We start from the raw sequence: 18,094 nt of genomic DNA on the forward strand, positions 1-18,094 counted from the left end.
TGTCTGAATCATCTTCATTCTTGTAAGCGTATACACGATTCGGAAAATGAGAGGAGATCGATCGATGAGCAAGCCGTGGGATGCAAGTTATGACGTCGTTGTCGTAGGTTCAGGTGCAGGAGGGTTAGCGGCGGCGTTGACTGCCAGATTGAAAGGGATGTCTGCGCTCGTCATTGAGAAGACGGCGTTATTCGGTGGGTCTAGCTCTTTGTCCGGCGGTGCGATATGGGTGCCGACGAACCATTATCTGATGGAAGCGGGACTTCAGGATACGTGGGAGCAAGCGCAGGCCTATCTGAATGCAACGGTAGGAGATCGCGTCCCAAAGGCACGTAGAGAAGCTTATGTGAAGCGTGGTGCGGAAATGGTGCGGTATCTGCATGACAACACGGAGCATGTACGTTTCAAGTACATTCCGGGCTATTCGGATTATTATCCCGAAGCACCAGGTGGATTTCCACAAGGCCGGTCCGTAGAACCTCTCATTTTTGACCTGAAGAAACTTGGTGAGGAACGTAAGAAGATGCGACGCGCAAATTTGCCGACCTACGGTATTGTCATGAACGCTTTTGAATTTCATAAAGTGAATATGATTACAAGAACATGGATCGGCAAAAAAACATCGCTTAAGCTCGGCATGCGCTTGATTCGTAGTGTTGTAACCGGTGCGAAGCTGTCCTCGCTCGGTGAAGCATTGATAGGCCGTCTACGCAAATCGCTGATGGATGTTCAGGGAGAAGTCTGGGTGAAGACAGCATTTCATGATTATGTGATGGACGAGGGGCGTGTTGTCGGTCTGATTGCAGAGCGCGATGGCAAGCTTATACGCATTGAAGCGAAGAAAGGCGTGATTCTAGCTTCAGGCGGGTTCTCTCACAACCAGAGCATGCGTGAGCAATATTTGCCGCACCCGACATCGGAGAGATGGACATCGGCTTCCGAAGGACAGACCGGAGACATCATCGGGGCATCACTCAAGATCGGGGCGACATTGGATCTCATGGATCGGGTCTGGGGAGCGCCGTCTGCCGTCCCTCCGGGTCAATTGCCGTATTTCTTAGTCGCGGAGCGCGCGTTGCCGAACATGATGATCGTCAACAGCGTGGGCGAGCGTTATCTGAACGAGGCCGTGCCCTATCATCAATTTGTGGATCAGATGTACAAGAACGATAAGCCGGAAGCGAGAACCACACCGTCATGGATCATTATCGATAGGACGACGAAGAGCCGCTATATCTTCCTTGGCCTTTTCCCAGGACAGCCTTTCCCGAAGAAGTGGTTCGATAATGGCTTCATCAAGCTAGGCAATACGCCGGCAGAACTAGCTCAAGCGATGGGCGTGCCCGTGGAGAAGCTGACAGCAACGTTCGAACGGTTTAATCGCGATGCGCGGCAAGGCAAGGATACGGCATTCCACCGCGGGGATAGCGCGTATGACCGTTACTATGGCGATCCGACGTATCCGAATCCGAACATGGCTCCGCTGGAGAATGGGCCGTTCTATGCGGTTCAGATCTATCCGGGTGATATCGGTACGAAGGGCGGCATCGTAACGGATGAATACGCCCGGGCCCTCGATGTAAAGGGGGAACCGATTCCAGGCTTATTCGCCACAGGCAACTGCTCGGCCGCAGTAATGGGAGAGACGTATCCAGGACCGGGGGCAACCTTGGGACCAGCGATGACTTTTGGCTATGTCGCAGCGTCATTTATGGCTAAGTAGTTGCTCGTTACGCAGAGCCCTACTCTTGTACCTAATTATGGTATAATCATGTGGTAGATTTATAGATTGGGTATAGAGGTGAAATGGTGATGAAGAAGCAACCACGATCGAAGGGGAGAACGATCGTTGTGACTGTCATGGCATGTATGCTCGGTATGAGCTGGGCAGGCGGCACTTATGCGGAGACGGCCGTTCCCATGAACAGTGCTGTAGAGACGAAGGCAGCGCAAGCAGCGGTATCGGAACTGCGTTATGTCGCACTTGGCGATTCGCTAACTGTAGGCTTCGAGCCGCAGCTGCTTAAGGAGAAGAACCCTGTTCCTTATGGGTTTGTGGATCGAATCTTGGAGCAGGCGTTATACAAGGGCAGAGCGAAAGTGAACAATTACGGCATTCTTGGATTAACCAGCGAAGGGCTGCGTATCTATGTAAAGGCAATTCAATCCGGTCAATCCTTCAAGTATGCAGATTTGAAGTCCGTTGCAGAGGACCCGCGCGCATCCTCGATCGAACAAGGAATCGCACAAGCCAAGGCCGATATTGAACAAGCGAATGTGATTACGATTACGATCGGCGGGAATGATTTTGGCGCCTTGCTTAGCGGCATGAGCGATCTGACCGATGATAAAGCGAAGGGATTGGTCGGTGGTCTGATCGAACAGTATACATCGAATGTCACGGAGACGGTGAACATGCTCAAGGCAATGAATCCGCAGGCGACGATTGTTATCGCGGATCAGTATCAACCATTGCCGAAATACCAGCGTGAAGCGTTATATCAGAAATTGATGGAAGTCGCAGACCAATTTACCAGTACGATTGACGGTATCGCGAAGACCTTTACGGATCAGGGGATCGACGTCAAAGTCGCGCATGTCGCTGAACGGTTCAAAGGCAGAGAAGGTGAGCTTACGCATACCAACTTGATGGAGCAAGATATTCATCCCACCCAGAAAGGGTATGAGCTGATGGCGAAGGCCTTCGCTGAGACGATATGGGGATCATATCGTGAACCGAAACAGATCGGAACAGGGACGGCGACCATCGTTGTGAAAGGGCAAGAAATTGTCTCGAAAAATCTGCCAACGGTACGGAATAACCGGACGTTCGTCGCGATCAAAGATATCGTCGATGCCATGGGCGCAACGTCGAAGTGGGATAACAAGACGTCAACAGCCACAATTACGTATGGCGACCGCGTCCTAACCTTGCCGATCGGTGCGAAGACAGCATCGGTGAATGGTCAGCCGCTTGTTGTTGATGCTCCAGCTTTCCTGCTGAAGGTCGGTCAGGAGCAGAAGACTTATGTGCCGCTGCGTCTGCTCGCTGACGGGTTAGGCTTCCAGATTGAGAATCGGGCTAAAGCTCATACGGTATTTATTAATCCATAGGTTCAGAAGACTTCCGACATTGCACGGCGTAGGTGCGATGGACGGAAGTTTTTTTGTATAGCGAGAAGTGATGTGGAACGAAGCCATTCTGCAAGTCTATTTTAATTGTTAACCAAATATATTATAATTGGTTGACAATTAAAATGTCATAGACGACAATATGAGGTGCATCAGCGATGAACAACAAAGGATTATTCATAACAGGGACGGATACCGATGTGGGTAAGACACAAGTAGCTTACGGCATTGCAGCGGCATTGACACACCATCTCAGTATGCGGGATATCCGGCTGTGGAAGCCTGTCCAGACCGGTGTCAGCGTCGGATCGCAGCATGCAGACAGCTATCGTCTGCTCCACGGAAGTTTGATCGGCAAGCAGCAGGAGGAACAACTTGTATCGTTAACCTTGCCCGACCCGTTAGCTCCATGGATCGCAGCCCGAAGAAGCGGCGCTGCGCTGGATTATGAACAATTGGTCCAGGAGGGCAAGGCAAGGCTTGCACAAGGCGGCATGTGGATGGTAGAGGGTGCCGGCGGGCTTGGTGTTCCGTTAACCAAGCAGCATCTGATGGTGGATTTAGCGCGAGATCTTGCACTCCCGTTATTGGTTGTGGCTAGAGCAGGTCTTGGAACGGTGAACCATACGCTGCAGACGGTTGCCTATGCTAGGCAGGCGGGTCTCCAGGTCGCTGGTGTGATTCTCAATGGTTACCCTGAAGGATCAGAGGCAGATGTGATGGACAATGCCATGATGATCGAGACTTTCGGTGACGTTGAGGTTCTTGGTATGTTGCCTTGGATGGATGAAGAAGCGAATGATGAGTGGAGATTGGCCTGGGCTGCATGTGTTGCTGAACGTGTGAATTTGCATCAACTTATTGGAATGGAGAGGGATTAAGGATGAGTGAATTGTTAACTAGAATCGATTGGAATACATATGCAGATAAAGCTCTACGAGGAGAACGGTTATCGAAAGAAGAAGCGTTATCAGTACTTAACGCAGATGATGATGAACTGCTTGCCATTATGCATGCAGCCTTTCGGGTACGCAAGCATTACTTCGGCAAGAAGGTGAAGTTGAACCTCATCATCAATGCGAAGAGCGGATTATGCCCGGAGGATTGCGGTTATTGCTCACAATCCATCGTCTCGACAGCACCGGTGAAGAAATACCCAATGCTCGAGAAGGATGTCCTCATCGATGGCGCGCGTAAAGCGATGGAGATGCAGGCGGGCACGTATTGCATCGTAGCGAGCGGGAAAGGACCGACGCCTCGCGAACTGGATCAAGTCATTGCCGCGGTCGAAGAGATCAAGTCAACCATGCCGATGAAAATCTGCGCATGCCTTGGGATCCTGTCGCAAGATCAGGCTAATCGTCTGAAGACGGCAGGGGTCGACCGCTATAATCATAATTTGAATACGAGTTCGGGACATTTCTCGAGCATTACGAAGACCCATACGTATGATGACCGCGTTACAACGGTCGAGAGTGCCAAGGCCGCGGGCATGTCGCCTTGCTCGGGCTGCATTGTTGGGATGGGCGAGTCGAAGGAAGATGTCGTCGATGTCGCTTACGCCTTGCGTGAGCTCGATGCAGATTCTATCCCCGTGAACTTCTTAAATTCGATTCCAGGAACACCGCTTGAATCGCTCAAGCATTTGAATCCGCGTTATTGCTTGAAGGTGCTTGCACTATTCCGGTTGATTTGTCCGGATAAGGAAATTCGGGCGTCTGGCGGCCGGGAAGTAAATTTAAGATCGCTTCAACCGCTGGCGTTGTATGCTGCGAATTCAATCTTCGTTGGGGATTACCTCACAACCGAGGGGCAAGAGGCGACAGATGATCATCGCATGATTGAAGATATGGGCTTTGAGATTGAGCTATGTGCGCTGTAAAGGCTGCGAAGTGGGATTGGATGCAGGCGGAGCTGGACCGATTGCAAGAGGAACATTTGGTACGGCAATTGGTGGCGACCAAGCTTCAGGTGGGCGGCTGGCTGGAACGCGATGGACGGCGGATGCTCAACTTGGCCTCGAATGATTATTTGGGGCTTGCCTCGGAATCGGGGATTCGAATTGAACCTTCGGATGTGCAATATCCTTGTGGGGCGGGGGCATCCCGTCTTGTCGCTGGGAATGACCCGATCTACACCCAGCTTGAGCAGGAGTTCGCTGCGTTCAAAGGAACAGAGTGTTGTCTCCTATTCAGCAGCGGGTACATGGCGAATCTGGGGATTATTCCTGCGCTTGTCGGTAGACATGACTATGTCTTTAGCGATCGTCTGAATCATGCCAGCATTGTGGATGGCATCCAGCTTAGTCGAGCGGAGCATGTACGGTATCGCCATCGGGATCTGAACCAACTGGAGCATCAACTGAAAAAGGCACCGGCGAATTCACGCAAACTGATCGTCACCGATACGATCTTCAGTATGGACGGGACGATAGCACCCCTGCAAGACCTGGTCACGCTCAAGGATCGCTACGGCGCCATGTTAATGGTCGACGAAGCCCATAGCGGCGGAGTTTATGGCAGCGAAGGTCAAGGAATCGTACATGCGATGGGTCTCCAAGACCAAGTTGAGGTGCAGATGGGGACGTTCAGCAAGGCTTATGGTGCCGTTGGAGCCTATGTGGCAGGGGACGCGGTCTTGATTCAATATTTGATCAATCGTGCGCGTACGCTTATTTACAATACTGCGTTGCCGCCGATCCTAATCTATGCGATCCGAGAGAACTGGCTTCGTTCGCAGCGAGAAGCTTGGCGGCGCCAGGCGCTGCAGTCACGGGCTCAGCAATTTCGAAGCGTGTTGCAGGCAGCGGGGTTCGATATGGGGGACAGCGAGAGTCAGATCGTTCCACTCATGATTGGAGACAATGTGCAGGCAATCGTGTATAGCCGAGCGCTGCAAGCGGAAGGAATCGCGGCTGTTGCCATCAGACCGCCTACTGTCCCGCAAGGGTCAGCGCGGATCCGGTTCACGATCATGGCTACACACCAGGAACACGAATTGAATTGGGCTGCCCAGCGTATGATTGCGATTGGCCAGCAGATGAGGTTGATCTGATATGACGAAGCCGCATATATATTGGATTCATGGTTATGGCACCTCATCGGCCGTGTGGCAGGAGATGATACCGGATCTGCCGGAATTCACTCATTCTTTTGTTAGTTATCAGTCTTGTCATACGGTAGAAGATTTTCGGAACACGGTGAGGAAAGATATTCAGAACCTGCTTGAATCCGCGACACCAGCAGATCTGCACATCATCGGCTGGTCGATGGGGGGCATGCTCGGGATTGAAGCGTTAGCGCATGATGATCTAAATTGCTCAATCAGGCGGCTGGGGTCGTTAACCCTTATTGCCTCATCGCTTCAATTCGTCACTACGAACCGAGATCAAGGGTGGCCAAGACGCATCGTCGAGCGGATGCGCAAGAAGATGATAGAAGAGCCTGAGGCAACTGTATCAGCGTTCCAAGCATCGCTGCATACGGATGAAGAGCGTGCGCAGCTTCGTGACGAATATGTTATATCGCACGATTTTAACGAGGCTGGGTTAGTTGCAGGGCTGCAATATTTGCTCGATACGAATTTGCATGAAGCTTGGATGAAGTTAATACAGCAGCAGATGAATATTTATTGGATCCATGGCATGTTAGATGAAGTATGTCCGGTTGATGCTGCGCCAACGCATTCTCTAGCAGATCGGATTGCATATATACCTGATGCGGGCCATATGCCTTTTCATCATCAACGACATTTATTTTTAACGATATTAAGGAGAAGACTGGGCTATGGGACGAACGTTACTAGTGGATAAAGAGCGAGTGCGCCGCAATTTCGACCGTCATGCCGGGCAATATGATCAATATGCAATCGTACAACGCTGGATGGCTGAACGTCTACTTGGATATGTAGCCGAGTGGGCGAAGGGGCGTCAGGTGAGACGCGTACTAGAAATTGGGTGCGGCACAGGCATGGTTACAGCAGGGCTCGTCCAGTTATTTCCACAGGCGCATATCACGGCGCTGGATCTCTCTGATCGTATGATAGAGGAGACGAGGAAGCGTCTGGGAGGAGAAGCGTCTGATGTATCTTTTATTGTCGCAGATGCCGAGATGTGGTCTTGGGCGTGCGCACAAATGATGCAGGACCATAATGCTCACCATTCGCAGGAATTTACATATGATGTTATTGTATCGTCTGCGGTATTCCAATGGTTCAACGATCCGCAGTGTACGTGCCAATCCTTGCTGCAATTGGTGCGGAGCAACGGCCTATGCGCATTTGCTACATTCGCTGGCGATACCTTTCATGAATTGCATCAGTCCTTTGCAGCAGCGGAATTGAAGCTCGGGCTTCCGATGAGACCGCATGGGCAATCGTACCCGTATGAAGCGGATTGGCGGGAAATCTTCGAGCATCAGGGCTCATTCCAATGGCAACAGCAGCAATATATGCTTACGTATCCGGATGTATTGGCATTTATGCATAGTGTGAAGCGGGTCGGTGCTTCAAATGCCGTGATGCAAGCGGACCAAGCCGGCAGCAGCCGAGCCTTATTGCAAGCGATGTCCGCACATTATGAACAGCACTTTGCCGCGAACAGCGGGGAAGGGATTCAGGTCACCTATGACGTGGGGTACGGCATCTACTGCCGAGAAGGATAAATCGCATAAGAAAGGCACCGCATGACTAGATTTGCTAGTGCATGCGATGCCTTTGCTAACAGTATTTACAAGTTCTTGGAGTCCCCGCAAAGTACCTGAATGTCTTCCAAGTCTAGAGGGATAGTTAAGCCTGCGGTTCGGTATGCGGCTTAACACCTGTCCCTCTGCGGCGCTTGATCAAGAGACCGACCAGGATGACTGCAGCGACGACCACGATCTCGAATCCATACTTAATGAACGGATTCGTGAAGAATGGCTTCATGAACGATTCGCCGACGATCATTTTCGAAGCTGTCCATCCAAGGACGGCCGAACCGATGGTGATGATGATCGGATATTTCTCCATGAATTTTAAGACGATAGTACTTCCCCAGACAACGATCGGTACCGAAATGGCAAGACCAAGAATAACGAGTAAGAAGCTGCTGTGGGCTGCGCCTGCGACAGCGAGAACGTTGTCGAGCCCCATGACCGCATCCGCGATAATGATCGTCCGAATGGCAGCCCATAGGCTCTGACCGGATTCGACGTTATGCTCTTTCTCCTCGACCATCAGCTTGACGGCGATCCAGAGAAGGACAAGTCCCCCTGCAAGCAGCAAGCCTGGGATTTTGAGCAACCAGACGACGACTAAGGTTGCTGCCGCCCGGATACCGATCGCACCGACAGTCCCCCAAATAATAACTTTCTTTTGTTTATCCTTTGGCAAGTTGCGCGCCGCTAGACCGATAACGATGGCATTATCGCCGGCGAGAACAAGGTCGATCATGACGATTGCGAGTAGCGCCGACCAGAACTCCATTGAGAATAAATCCATAATTCCAACTCCTCCTATAATGATATAAACAAAAAACGCCGTTACCCTCTATGGTAACGGCGTCTAATCTTATCTAGACAATAAAAAAGAGACCTTTACCATAGATGGCAAAGGTCTCGCAAACAACATGATCGTTGCCAATAAAGCCGGGGAAACGGGTTCCCGTAATGACGACTTTACTGTGACTTGCTACTCCCCTTTGGAGACGTATTGAATTGTCTCTATCCTACCACAGCCGATCCGGATTTTCAATCATCCGAATATAACATTTTCATGTTACATTCGCGGATTATCGGACTGACATGTGATTGAAAGCGGTATTCGCAGCTTCGATCGTTCTAGCGATGTCATCCTCCGTGTGCTCGGTTGTCAGGAACCAGGCTTCATATTTTGAAGGAGCGAGGCAGATGCCTTGGGACAGCATGCCGCGGAAGAACTGAGCGAATAGCTCGCCGTCGGATTGCTGTGCTTCTTCATAGTTTGTCACAGGATGGTCGCAAAAATGCGTGGAGAACGATCCGCGAATGTGATTAATGGTCAAAGGCACGCCATGCTTGCGCGCAGCGTCTTCAAGACCGCCTACGAGCGTCTTGGCGAGCGCGTCCATGCGCTCGTATGTGCCTGGTGCCTGCAGGACCTCCAGGCACGCGATCCCCGCAGCGATGGAGGCTGGATTGCCTGCCATCGTGCCGGCTTGATACGCAGGTCCGAGCGGTGCGACCTGCTCCATAATATGCTTGCGGCCGCCGTATGCGCCGATCGGCAAGCCGCCGCCGATGATTTTGCCGAGCGCCGTGAGGTCCGGCTCAATCGCGGCAAAATCATCAAACGCAGCGAACGTCTGCGCGCTGCCGTAGTGGAAGCGGAACGCGCTGATGACTTCGTCATAAATGACCAGCGCGCCGAACTGCCGCGTGAGGCGGCAGAGGCCTTCCAAGAAGCCAGGGGCAGGCATGACCATGCCGAAGTTGCCGACGATCGGCTCGACCATCACGGCTGCGACATCGTCGCCCCAGCGCTCAAGTGCTGCTTCCAGCGCATTCAAATCATTGAACGGTACGGTGATGACTTCTTGTGCGATGCTCGCTGGAATTCCTGCGCTATCCGGAATGCCAAGGGTAGAAGGGCCGGACCCCGCTGCAACGAGGACAAGGTCGGAATGCCCGTGGTAACAACCCGCAAATTTAATGACTTTGTTACGTTTCGTATAAGCGCGAGCCACACGGATGGTGGTCATCACCGCTTCCGTACCGGAGTTGACGAAGCGTACTTTATCGAGCGATGGGATCGCATCTTTCAGCATCTTCGCGAACTGGACTTCCAGCGTCGTGGGCGTTCCGTACAGGGTGCCGTTTTGTGCTGCGCGCGTAATTGCTTCGGTGACATGCGGGTGTGCGTGTCCGACGATAATCGGGCCGTAAGCAGCCAGATAGTCGATGTATTTATTGCCGTCGACGTCCCAGAAATAAGCGCCTTGACCGCGTTCCATGAAGACGGGAGCACCGCCGCCAACAGCTTTGAAAGATCGGGAAGGGCTGTTCACTCCGCCGACGATATGGGTTAATGCTTCTTGATACCAATGTTCTGAACGTTCTCGATTCATTGCATATTCTCCTTAAGACTACGAAAAGTTAATAACGGTGTTGATCATTTCTTAGATGTGCTGGTATTCGAGTCTGTCTTGTCTGTCTTGTCCGTCGTTCCGTTCGTCGTTGTACCGGTGTCTGTCGTTGTCGCCGTTCCGCCATCTGTCGCTGTAGGAGGTTCTGGCGCATTGTCCTTTGTGAAGGTTTCTTGGACGAAATCCTTGAGCTTATCGAAGTTTTTGACGCCGATGACCGCGGCTCCGCCAGCTTTTTCCTCAGAGATCATATCCATCGGAGGAATCTGTACGCTGCTGCCGACCTTCGTATCGTAACCAAGCGCTGCAAGCTTCCACATATCATCCACGGTAAGGTTCGTCTCAATGAACGGATTCACTTGCTCAAGGATATCTGGTAATTTCATGATCGACCAAGTCGTTTGCATTTTCGCTGCCACCGCTTTTAAGAACTCGCGTTGACGTTCCGTACGCGTGAAATCCGACATGGCATCGTGGCGGAAACGAACGTATTGCAGAGCAGATTTCCCATCGAGATGCTGCATCCCTTTTTTAAGATCGATATCATACTCATGTTTGTCTGCTTTACTGCTGTATTTCATGTCTTTCTCCACTTCGAAGTCAATGCCGCCAATGGCGTCGATCAACGCAATAAAGCCTTTGAAGTCGACGTAGACATAGTATTGAATCGGAATCCCCATGACATCGCTGACGGTCTTCATTGCGAGGTTCGGGCCGCCAATCGCTAACGCAGCATTGATCCGCTCCTTGCCGTGGTCTGGAATATCAACGTACGTATCCCGAAGGATGGAGAATAATGTCCCTCGCTTCGTTACGGGATCCACTGAGGCAATCATCAAGGAGTCGGAACGAGGCACCTCGTTCTTCGCGAGTCCCCGGGAATCGCCGCCTAAGAGTAATATGTTAACGCGCTCCGTGCCTGTCCATTCCGGAGGCTTCACTTCTTCCACTTGCGTATTATTTTTAAAGATAGAGTCCTCGGGTTTCTTATTCATATTATCAAGACCTTTGTACATGCGGAACGCATAGATGCCGGCAAAAATCAGTACAATAGCAACTATTGTAATGCTGGAGTAAGTAATCCACTTTGCCCGTTTGCTCATCTTTTTCATAAAATGTTGCTTTCATTCCTTTCTTCCCTATGATTTTCAGAAAATAAATGGTTTTGCAAGATGAACTATTTAAAGTATCATTACATTATAGTTTTTTTTTTGGAGAAAAATCAAATGAATTGTCGTTTTTTAGGCATTGTACCAGGAGGTTGCTAGAATCGTGTTAGCGATAGATGTCAAAGATTTGCGCAAAGAATTCAACGTGCAGAAGAACCGCGAAGGCGTGAAGGGCGCCCTGCTGGATTTGTTCCGTCGGGAATACAACCAGGTACGTGCGGTCAAAGATATATCCTTCCAGATTCCTAAAGGTGAAATTTGCGGTTATATTGGCGAAAATGGGGCTGGGAAATCAACAACAATTAAGATGCTGACAGGCATTCTCGTCCCGACCTCCGGCGACATTCGCGTGAATGGCTTCGTACCTTATCAAGACCGTGAGAAATTCGTGCGCGGCATTGGGGTCGTCTTCGGCCAACGGAGTCAGTTGTGGTGGGATATCGGCGTGATCGAGTCGTTCCAGCTGCTTCGCAAAGTCTATCGCGTGCCGGAAGCGGAATTTAAGAAGCGGTTGGATGAACTTGTCGAACGACTGCAGCTGCAGGATTTGCTGAACCGTCCCGTACGTAAGCTGAGCCTTGGGCAACGGATGCGTTGTGAGCTCGTTGCTTCCTTATTGCATAACCCGTCGATCTTGTTCTTGGACGAGCCGACGATTGGTCTGGATATTGTGGTGAAGACGGAGATCCGGGAATTTCTCAAACAGATGAACCAGCGTTATGAGACGACGATTCTCCTCACGACGCATGATTTACAGGATATTGAAGCCCTCTGTTCGCGCGTCATTATGCTGGATGATGGGCGAATTATTTATGACGGCGGTCTGGATGAACTGAAGGCGAAGTGGGGCAAAGGACGTGAGGTCCAGTTCCAATTCGCGGCGCCGTTCCAGCTGGAGCAGCTGCAATTCCTAACGGCTGGCCTTGAGGTGGCATGGTCTGTCGAGAACGAATACACCGCCAAAGTCTGGATTCCGCTCGAAGTGAACGTGTCCGATGTGCTGAGCCGCGTCGTCGGTACGACGGAGATTACAGACATTAAGATCATCGAGACGAATACCGACGATATCGTACGCGAGATTTATAAGTCAGGGTCGGCGGACGAATCGAAGCTGCATTTGCTGGGTGAGGAGAAGGTGTCGAATGGTTAGCGCTTATCTCGATTTCATCCGCATTCGGTTTCTAATGATGCTGGCTTACCGCGTCAATTATTACAGTGGGATTCTCATTTATACCCTCAATATTGGTGTCTATTATTTCACCTGGCAGGCGATCTACGGTTCGCAGCAGACGCTTGGCGGGTTCACGGTCGATCAGATGACGACGTATGTTGCGGTGTCTTGGATGGCCCGCGCATTTTATTTCAATAACTTGGATCGGGAGATCGCGAACGACATTCGGGACGGCAGTGTCGCGATTCAGTTCATCCGGCCGTATAACTATGTCTTCGTCAAAATGATGCAAGGTCTTGGCGAAGGCTTGTTCCGTCTGCTGCTCTTCATGGGCCCGGGGATGATCATCGCATGCCTGCTGTTTCCAGTGAAGCTTCCGACCGATCCAGCCGCGTGGACAGCCTTCCTCTTTATGTTATTAATGAGCTTCTTAATTAATTCGCAAATTAATATCTTTACCGGGTTGCTATCCTTCTTCGTCGAGAACAATGAAGGTATGATGCGGATGAAACGCGTGTTGGTCGATCTATTCTCCGGGGTCATCGTGCCGATTAGTTTGTTCCCAGGCTGGCTGTCAGGCATTATGAAGTATCTGCCGTTCCAAGCGATCACGTTCCTGCCGAGCTCGGTATTTACGGGGCGTATTCAAGGGACAGGCATCTGGCAAGTGCTTGGGATTCAATTGTTATGGTTCGCGATTCTAATTCTTCCGATCTACTTGATGTGGCGCAGCGCTCGGCATCGGTTGTTCGTACAGGGGGGTTAGAGTATGGTATTTTACACATCGTTAATCTGGGAATATATGAAGAATTATGTGAAAACAAAGCTGACGTACCGCGCAGACTTCTGGGTCGAGGTGCTGTCGGATCTATTGTTCCAAGCGACGAATTTGATCTTCATCCTCGTCATCTTCCAACATACCAACTCGCTCGGCGGGTGGTCGGAAGCAGAGGTGGTGTTCGTCTACGGATACTTCATGATCCCTTACGGGATTTTTATGTCGTTTATCAATTTATGGGGCTTCAGTGAGCGCTATATTGTCAAAGGGGAGATGGACCGCGTCTTGACGCGACCCGCACATAGCTTATTTCAAGTCATTTTGGAAAATATCGATCCGCCGTCCATCATCGGTTCCTTCGTGGGGGCTGTTATCCTCGGCATTTGTTGGGCCCAGCTCGATATTCCGTTCGGCATTGTGGAGCTGCTCGTGCTGATCGTCATGGTGATTGGTTCTGTCTTGATCTATACTGGCGTGTATACTGCGTTAACGGCGATTTCATTCTTCTCCGACGCACCGACGGGCATCCTGCCGCTGATGTTCAATATCCAGGGATACGGGCGATACCCGATCACGATCTATAATCGACTGATTCAAGTGCTGTTGACGTGGGTCGTGCCGTTCGCCTTTGTCGGCGTCTATCCAGCGGCGTATTTCCTTGATCAGGAGATCACGAAGTCGTTCGCGCTCCTAACACCGGTCGTTGGGATCGTATTCTTTACGGGAGGGCTTCTGTTCTGGAACTATGGCGTACGGAAATATCGCGGGGCCGGGTCATAGGAGAGGCAGGTCCGATGAACAAGCTCGCTTCGCGTCTGAAACGTCCTTCCAGTCGCTGTTGTCCTCAGATTTCTTGACCGGATCAATTAATTGTTGATATCCGAGGACAAAGGCGAGCGCTATCGCTCTTCCATTACGTTTCAGCCGCTACGCTCTATGTTCATGGAACTTGTTAGTTTAGTAGAAGGAGGGAATAAGAATGACAGATTTGCAACTGGGACAACGCATTCCTGATTTTACATTGCCCGCATCGAACGGGAAGCAGGTCTCCCTTAGCGATTATCGAGGTAAGAAGCTCGTCATTTATTTTTATCCGAAGAGCTCAACGCCGGCCTGTACGCAGGAATCATGCGATTTCCGCGATTTTCGCGGCGAGTTCGCCAAATATAACACAGAAGTGATCGGGATCAGTGGCGATGAGACGAAGGCGCAGCTGAAGTTCATCACGAAGAACGAGCTTCCGTTCCTGCTGCTCGCGGATACGGAGCACGACGTCAGCAGATTGTTCGGCGTCTGGCAGTGGAAGAAGCTGTACGGGCATGAGTTCGAAGGGATCGTGCGTTCCACTTTCCTGATCGATGAAGAGGGAAGGCTTGCTGGGGAATGGCGTAAGGTGCGCGTCAAAGGGCATGTCGACGCGGTACTGGAGACCGTGAAGCAGATGGGATCTTAGGTGGTTTGCATGAACAGGGTATGTCGATTGGGATCGGCATACCCTGTTTTTTGTGTTCTTATTTAAAGAGCTATGTGGTAAACACCTAACGACGTATGCGTGCGGTGTACGTAGAAGTGTCGTGCGCGGGGAAAATAACTGCAAAAAAGCAGTTAAATAGCGTAGAAGTAGCGTTCGTGGCGAAAATAACTGCAAAAAGGCAGTTAAATAGCGTAGAAACGGCGTGCTTAGCGAAAATAACTGCAAAAAAGCAGTTAAATGGCATAGAAGTAGCGTAGACGACGAAAATAACTGCAAAAAAGCAGTTAAATGGCGTAGAAGTATCGTGCATGACGATAATAACTGCAAAAAGGCAGTTAAATAGCGTAGAAGTAGCGAGCGTGGCGCAAATAACTGCAAAAAGGCAGTTAATTGGCGTAAAAGTAGCGAGCGTGGCGCAAATAACTGCAAAAAAGCAGTTAAATGGCGTAGAAGTATCGTGCGTGGCGAAAATAACTGCTAAAAGGCAGTTAAATGGCGTAGAAGTAGCGTGTGTGGCGTGAATAACTGCAAAAAAGCAGTTAAATGGCGTAGAAGTAGCGAGCACGACGAAAATAACTGCAAAAAGGCAGTTAAATGGCGTAGAAGTAGCGAGCACGACGAAAATAACTGCAAAAAGGCAGTTAAATGGCGTAGAAGTAGCGAGCACGACGAAAATAACTGCAAAAAGGCAGTTAAATAGCGTAGAAGTAGCGAGCGTGGCGCAAATAACTGCAAAAAGGCAGTTAATTGGCGTAAAAGTAGCGAGCACGACGAAAATAACTGCAAAAAAGCAGTTAAATGGCGTAGAAGTATCGTGCATGACGATAATAACTGCAAAAAGGCAGTTAAATGGTGTGGAAGTAGCGAGCACGACGAAAATAACTGCAAAAAGGTAGTTAAATAGCGTAGAAACGGCGTGCTTAGCGAAAATAACTGCAAAAAAGCAGTTAAATGGCATAGAAGTAGCGTAGACGACGAAAATAACTGCAAAAAAGCAGTTAAATGGCGTAGAAGTAGCGAGCACGACGAAAATAACTGCAAAAAGGCAGTTAAATAGCGTAGAAGTAGCGAGCGTGGCGAAAATAACTGCAAAAAGGCAGTTAAATAGCGTAGAAGTAGCGAGCGTGGCGAAAATAACTGCAAAAAAGCAGATAAATTGCGTAGAAGTAGTGAGCGCGGCGCAAATAACTGCAAAAAAGTAGTTAAATAGCGTAGAAGTAGCAAGGGAGGCGCAAAAGCGCCCCCCCTCCGAATTATTTGCCGAACAGCCGCTTTCGGTATTTGATCACCAGGAAGATCACGAGGAGGACAATAACGCCAATCACCACATAGACCGCATTATGCTCCACAAGTCTGAATACCCGGTTCCACTGCGGTCCGAAAAACTTGCCCAGCCAGATGAACACAATCACCCAAAACAACGCGCCGGTATAGGCGTAGATTGCGAACTTGCGGAAAGGCAGGCGAATAATGCCTGCGAAGTATCCGGTGAAATGGCGTACGCCAGGGATGAAATAACCGATAAAGATAAGTCCATTGCCGTATTTGCCGAACCATTTCTCTGTTTTTTCGATTTTGGCGGTGCTTAATAAGAACCACTTGCCGTATTTGCGAATAAAGGGCATCCCCACGGCATGCCCGACGAAATAAGTGATCGTCATCCCGATCGTTGTGCCAAGGAATGCGACAATCATCAGGATCATCCAATTTAATTTGCCCATATAGGACAAATACCCTGCATAAGCCATCGTCGTCTCCCCGGGAAAAGGCAGCGCAATGAACTCCAGCAGAAGTCCAAAAAAGAGTACGAAATAGCCGTAATCATGGAACAGCTGTTCAATATGGTGCATCCAGCAAATCCTCCTATACGAATCAACTTAACTCAGTCCAAGCCGTTCCAACTGCTATATTTCTATGAGTTTAGCAATTAATATTGTCGGCTGAGTCATAGAGTTTCATACCTTCCCATATACTCTAGCAAATGAATGATTTCATAGACACTTGGGAGGGTATGGAATGAAGAATCAACGTAGTAATCGTCAGCATGTAAGCAAAAGTATGACATGGAATCGGAGAAGCTGTGCGATGGTGCTGCTTCTCCTTTTTAACTATACATTGTTTACGGGAATTGCAAGTGCCGAGCAGTCAGCAAAGGTGCTCCAGACGAAGACGGTCTATTTAACATTTGACGACGGACCGAGCAAAAACACTTCAGAAGTTCTGGATATACTGGCCAAAGAAAAGATCAAGGCCACGTTCTTCGTTCTTGGTCAACAGGCAGCGGAGCATCCTGATCTAGTGAAGCGCATCGTCCAGGAAGGGCATCAGCTGGGCAATCACTCTTATAATCATGCATACAAACCATTATATACCGATTTTCGAGAATTTTGGCGACAAGTGATCAAGACAGAAGATGTGCTGAATCAAATTGTGGGACAACGTCCTACCTTGTTACGCGCACCCGGAGGAACGTATGGGAATTTTGATCAGAATTATTTTGATTACCTCGGTCAGGCGGGATTCATCGTACATGATTGGGACGTGGATAGCGGTGATTCGAAGCGCAGAAATGTCCCAGCCTCAGAGATTATTAAAGGGGTCAAATCAGGCCCGCTCAAGACGAATGTCACGGTGCTGCTGCACGACGGGACGGGACATAGCGAGAGCGTGAAGGCACTGCCGACGATCATTCAATATTATAAAAATAACGGCTATCAGTTTGCTGCACTCACACCAGAGGTGAAACCTGTACAGTTCCGGCTCGCGTCGAAGTCGAAATGGGTGAAAGCTGCTTTGTCATCGGAGGAAGCGGATCGCATGATGATGCAAAGTGTCAATTCATGGCCTGAAGCATCCTCGGGAACGGTAATGAACCGATCCTTGCCGTTACAAATCCGAAATGGATCATCGACTTGGCTGCTAAATGTTGAGGAATATCAAATGATCCGCGACCAGTTCTATGTTAGCTTACGGACGATGACAAGCCGAATGGGTGGGGAGATCACGTGGCATGAGACAGAGCAGACCGTGATGATCAAGATTGGGGATCTGCAAGCAGATATGAACATGAGTAAGCGCGTAGCAGTCGTTAAACGATCAGACGGGGAGCGTACAGATATTTCGTTGGATTATGTGATGAGTAATGGGAGCATCCAGTTGAATTTAAGAGATTTGTTGGAAGTATTGAATTTGAAAGTGGTCGGTTATGTCGATGATGGGCAGAAGCGGGAGGTTACGGTGGAATAAGAAGATATAACAGCTGAATTATCAA

General features: G+C 49.9%; 17 protein-coding genes. 12 read left to right on the plus strand and 5 right to left on the minus strand.

The genetic code is table 11. The annotated features are described in order from the left end of the window. The first annotated feature begins 64 nt into the window (after positions 1-64). The 7 genes from GCU39_RS28135 to bioC all read left to right on the plus strand — a co-directional run bounded on the left by GCU39_RS28135 (position 65) and on the right by bioC (position 7,793). Positions 65-1,723: an FAD-dependent oxidoreductase gene (locus GCU39_RS28135; protein WP_152396505.1), complete on the plus strand. Its 1,659-nt coding sequence runs from the start codon at positions 65-67 to the stop codon at positions 1,721-1,723. A gap of 89 nt (positions 1,724-1,812) precedes the next feature. Then, positions 1,813-3,114, plus strand: coding sequence for an SGNH/GDSL hydrolase family protein (locus tag GCU39_RS28140; RefSeq protein ID WP_193726662.1), 1,302 nt, complete (start codon positions 1,813-1,815; stop codon positions 3,112-3,114). Positions 3,115-3,290: 176 nt separating this feature from the next. Beyond that, positions 3,291-4,013, plus strand: a complete 723-nt coding sequence (gene bioD / locus GCU39_RS28145) for a dethiobiotin synthase (protein WP_152396507.1) — start codon at positions 3,291-3,293, stop codon at positions 4,011-4,013. Positions 4,014-4,015: 2 nt separating this feature from the next. Further along, entirely contained in the window at positions 4,016-5,014 is a 999-nt protein-coding gene (bioB, locus tag GCU39_RS28150; protein WP_152396508.1) for a biotin synthase BioB, read from the plus strand. Beyond that, positions 5,002-6,186 carry an 8-amino-7-oxononanoate synthase gene (gene bioF / locus GCU39_RS28155; RefSeq protein WP_227793364.1) on the plus strand — a complete coding sequence of 395 codons (1,185 nt, stop codon included), beginning with the start codon at positions 5,002-5,004 and terminating at the stop codon, positions 6,184-6,186. The genes bioB and bioF overlap by 13 nt, the downstream gene beginning before the upstream one ends. Position 6,187: 1 nt before the next feature. Further along, complete coding sequence (locus GCU39_RS28160; RefSeq protein WP_152396509.1) at positions 6,188-6,943, plus strand: alpha/beta fold hydrolase; 756 nt, start codon at positions 6,188-6,190, stop codon at positions 6,941-6,943. Further along, positions 6,918-7,793 (plus strand): malonyl-ACP O-methyltransferase BioC, encoded by an 876-nt coding sequence (gene bioC / locus GCU39_RS28165; protein ID WP_152396510.1) that lies wholly within the window; start codon positions 6,918-6,920, stop codon positions 7,791-7,793. The genes GCU39_RS28160 and bioC overlap by 26 nt, the downstream gene beginning before the upstream one ends. 124 nt (positions 7,794-7,917) lie before the next feature. Here the strand turns inward: bioC and GCU39_RS28170 are convergent, their stop codons facing one another. From GCU39_RS28170 to GCU39_RS28180, 3 genes are all read right to left on the minus strand, one after another. Further along, the gene (locus GCU39_RS28170) at positions 7,918-8,610 is read right to left on the minus strand and encodes a TerC family protein (protein WP_152396511.1); all 693 of its coding nucleotides are present in this window, start codon (positions 8,608-8,610) and stop codon (positions 7,918-7,920) included. Positions 8,611-8,899: 289 nt separating this feature from the next. After that, a complete protein-coding gene (locus GCU39_RS28175; RefSeq protein WP_152396512.1) occupies positions 8,900-10,213 on the minus strand; it encodes a glutamate-1-semialdehyde 2,1-aminomutase in 1,314 nt (437 codons plus the stop codon). 44 nt (positions 10,214-10,257) lie between these two features. Beyond that, complete coding sequence (locus GCU39_RS28180; RefSeq protein ID WP_152396513.1) at positions 10,258-11,334, minus strand: LCP family protein; 1,077 nt, start codon at positions 11,332-11,334, stop codon at positions 10,258-10,260. Between the two features lie 169 nt (positions 11,335-11,503). Here GCU39_RS28180 and GCU39_RS28185 point away from each other — a divergent pair, with 169 nt between their 5' ends. From GCU39_RS28185 to bcp, 4 genes are all read left to right on the plus strand, one after another. Continuing rightward, a complete protein-coding gene (locus GCU39_RS28185) occupies positions 11,504-12,550 on the plus strand; it encodes an ABC transporter ATP-binding protein (protein WP_152396514.1) in 1,047 nt (348 codons plus the stop codon). Further along, positions 12,543-13,337: an ABC transporter permease gene (locus tag GCU39_RS28190; RefSeq protein WP_152396515.1), complete on the plus strand. Its 795-nt coding sequence runs from the start codon at positions 12,543-12,545 to the stop codon at positions 13,335-13,337. Before GCU39_RS28185 ends, GCU39_RS28190 begins: the two co-directional genes overlap by 8 nt. Positions 13,338-13,340: 3 nt before the next feature. Then, the gene (locus tag GCU39_RS28195; RefSeq protein ID WP_152396516.1) at positions 13,341-14,129 is read left to right on the plus strand and encodes an ABC transporter permease; all 789 of its coding nucleotides are present in this window, start codon (positions 13,341-13,343) and stop codon (positions 14,127-14,129) included. A 199-nt stretch (positions 14,130-14,328) separates the two neighbouring features. Beyond that, positions 14,329-14,802, plus strand: coding sequence for a thioredoxin-dependent thiol peroxidase (gene bcp / locus GCU39_RS28200; RefSeq protein ID WP_152396517.1), 474 nt, complete (start codon positions 14,329-14,331; stop codon positions 14,800-14,802). An 85-nt stretch (positions 14,803-14,887) separates the two neighbouring features. Here the strand turns inward: bcp and GCU39_RS28205 are convergent, their stop codons facing one another. Further along, entirely contained in the window at positions 14,888-15,847 is a 960-nt protein-coding gene (locus GCU39_RS28205) for a hypothetical protein (protein ID WP_193726663.1), read from the minus strand. A 229-nt stretch (positions 15,848-16,076) separates the two neighbouring features. Continuing rightward, on the minus strand, positions 16,077-16,673 hold the full coding sequence (locus tag GCU39_RS28210) for a DedA family protein (RefSeq protein ID WP_152396519.1): 597 nt from the start codon (positions 16,671-16,673) through the stop codon (positions 16,077-16,079). A gap of 166 nt (positions 16,674-16,839) precedes the next feature. Here GCU39_RS28210 and GCU39_RS28215 point away from each other — a divergent pair, with 166 nt between their 5' ends. Beyond that, the gene (locus GCU39_RS28215; RefSeq protein WP_193726664.1) at positions 16,840-18,069 is read left to right on the plus strand and encodes a polysaccharide deacetylase family protein; all 1,230 of its coding nucleotides are present in this window, start codon (positions 16,840-16,842) and stop codon (positions 18,067-18,069) included. Positions 18,070-18,094 lie beyond the last annotated feature (25 nt).

Source organism: Paenibacillus guangzhouensis, assembly GCF_009363075.1.
In the GTDB taxonomy this organism is placed as follows: Bacteria; Bacillota; Bacilli; order Paenibacillales; family Paenibacillaceae; genus Paenibacillus_K; species Paenibacillus_K guangzhouensis.

What these genes read in the sequence shown, in the direction of transcription:
- GCU39_RS28140 (WP_193726662.1), top strand. Translation starts at nt 1,813, where the DNA reads ATGAAGAAGCAACCACGATCGAAGGGGAGAACGATCGTTGTGACTGTC.
- GCU39_RS28190 (WP_152396515.1), top strand. Translation starts at nt 12,543, where the DNA reads ATGGTTAGCGCTTATCTCGATTTCATCCGCATTCGGTTTCTAATGATG.
- bioC (WP_152396510.1), top strand. Translation starts at nt 6,918, where the DNA reads ATGGGACGAACGTTACTAGTGGATAAAGAGCGAGTGCGCCGCAATTTC.
- bcp (WP_152396517.1), top strand. Translation starts at nt 14,329, where the DNA reads ATGACAGATTTGCAACTGGGACAACGCATTCCTGATTTTACATTGCCC.
- GCU39_RS28215 (WP_193726664.1), top strand. Translation starts at nt 16,840, where the DNA reads ATGAAGAATCAACGTAGTAATCGTCAGCATGTAAGCAAAAGTATGACA.
- GCU39_RS28210 (WP_152396519.1), bottom strand. Translation starts at nt 16,673, where the DNA reads ATGCACCATATTGAACAGCTGTTCCATGATTACGGCTATTTCGTACTC.
- GCU39_RS28160 (WP_152396509.1), top strand. Translation starts at nt 6,188, where the DNA reads ATGACGAAGCCGCATATATATTGGATTCATGGTTATGGCACCTCATCG.
- bioF (WP_227793364.1), top strand. Translation starts at nt 5,002, where the DNA reads ATGTGCGCTGTAAAGGCTGCGAAGTGGGATTGGATGCAGGCGGAGCTG.
- GCU39_RS28170 (WP_152396511.1), bottom strand. Translation starts at nt 8,610, where the DNA reads ATGGATTTATTCTCAATGGAGTTCTGGTCGGCGCTACTCGCAATCGTC.
- GCU39_RS28175 (WP_152396512.1), bottom strand. Translation starts at nt 10,213, where the DNA reads ATGAATCGAGAACGTTCAGAACATTGGTATCAAGAAGCATTAACCCAT.
- bioD (WP_152396507.1), top strand. Translation starts at nt 3,291, where the DNA reads ATGAACAACAAAGGATTATTCATAACAGGGACGGATACCGATGTGGGT.
- bioB (WP_152396508.1), top strand. Translation starts at nt 4,016, where the DNA reads ATGAGTGAATTGTTAACTAGAATCGATTGGAATACATATGCAGATAAA.
- GCU39_RS28180 (WP_152396513.1), bottom strand. Translation starts at nt 11,334, where the DNA reads ATGAGCAAACGGGCAAAGTGGATTACTTACTCCAGCATTACAATAGTT.
- GCU39_RS28195 (WP_152396516.1), top strand. Translation starts at nt 13,341, where the DNA reads ATGGTATTTTACACATCGTTAATCTGGGAATATATGAAGAATTATGTG.
- GCU39_RS28135 (WP_152396505.1), top strand. Translation starts at nt 65, where the DNA reads ATGAGCAAGCCGTGGGATGCAAGTTATGACGTCGTTGTCGTAGGTTCA.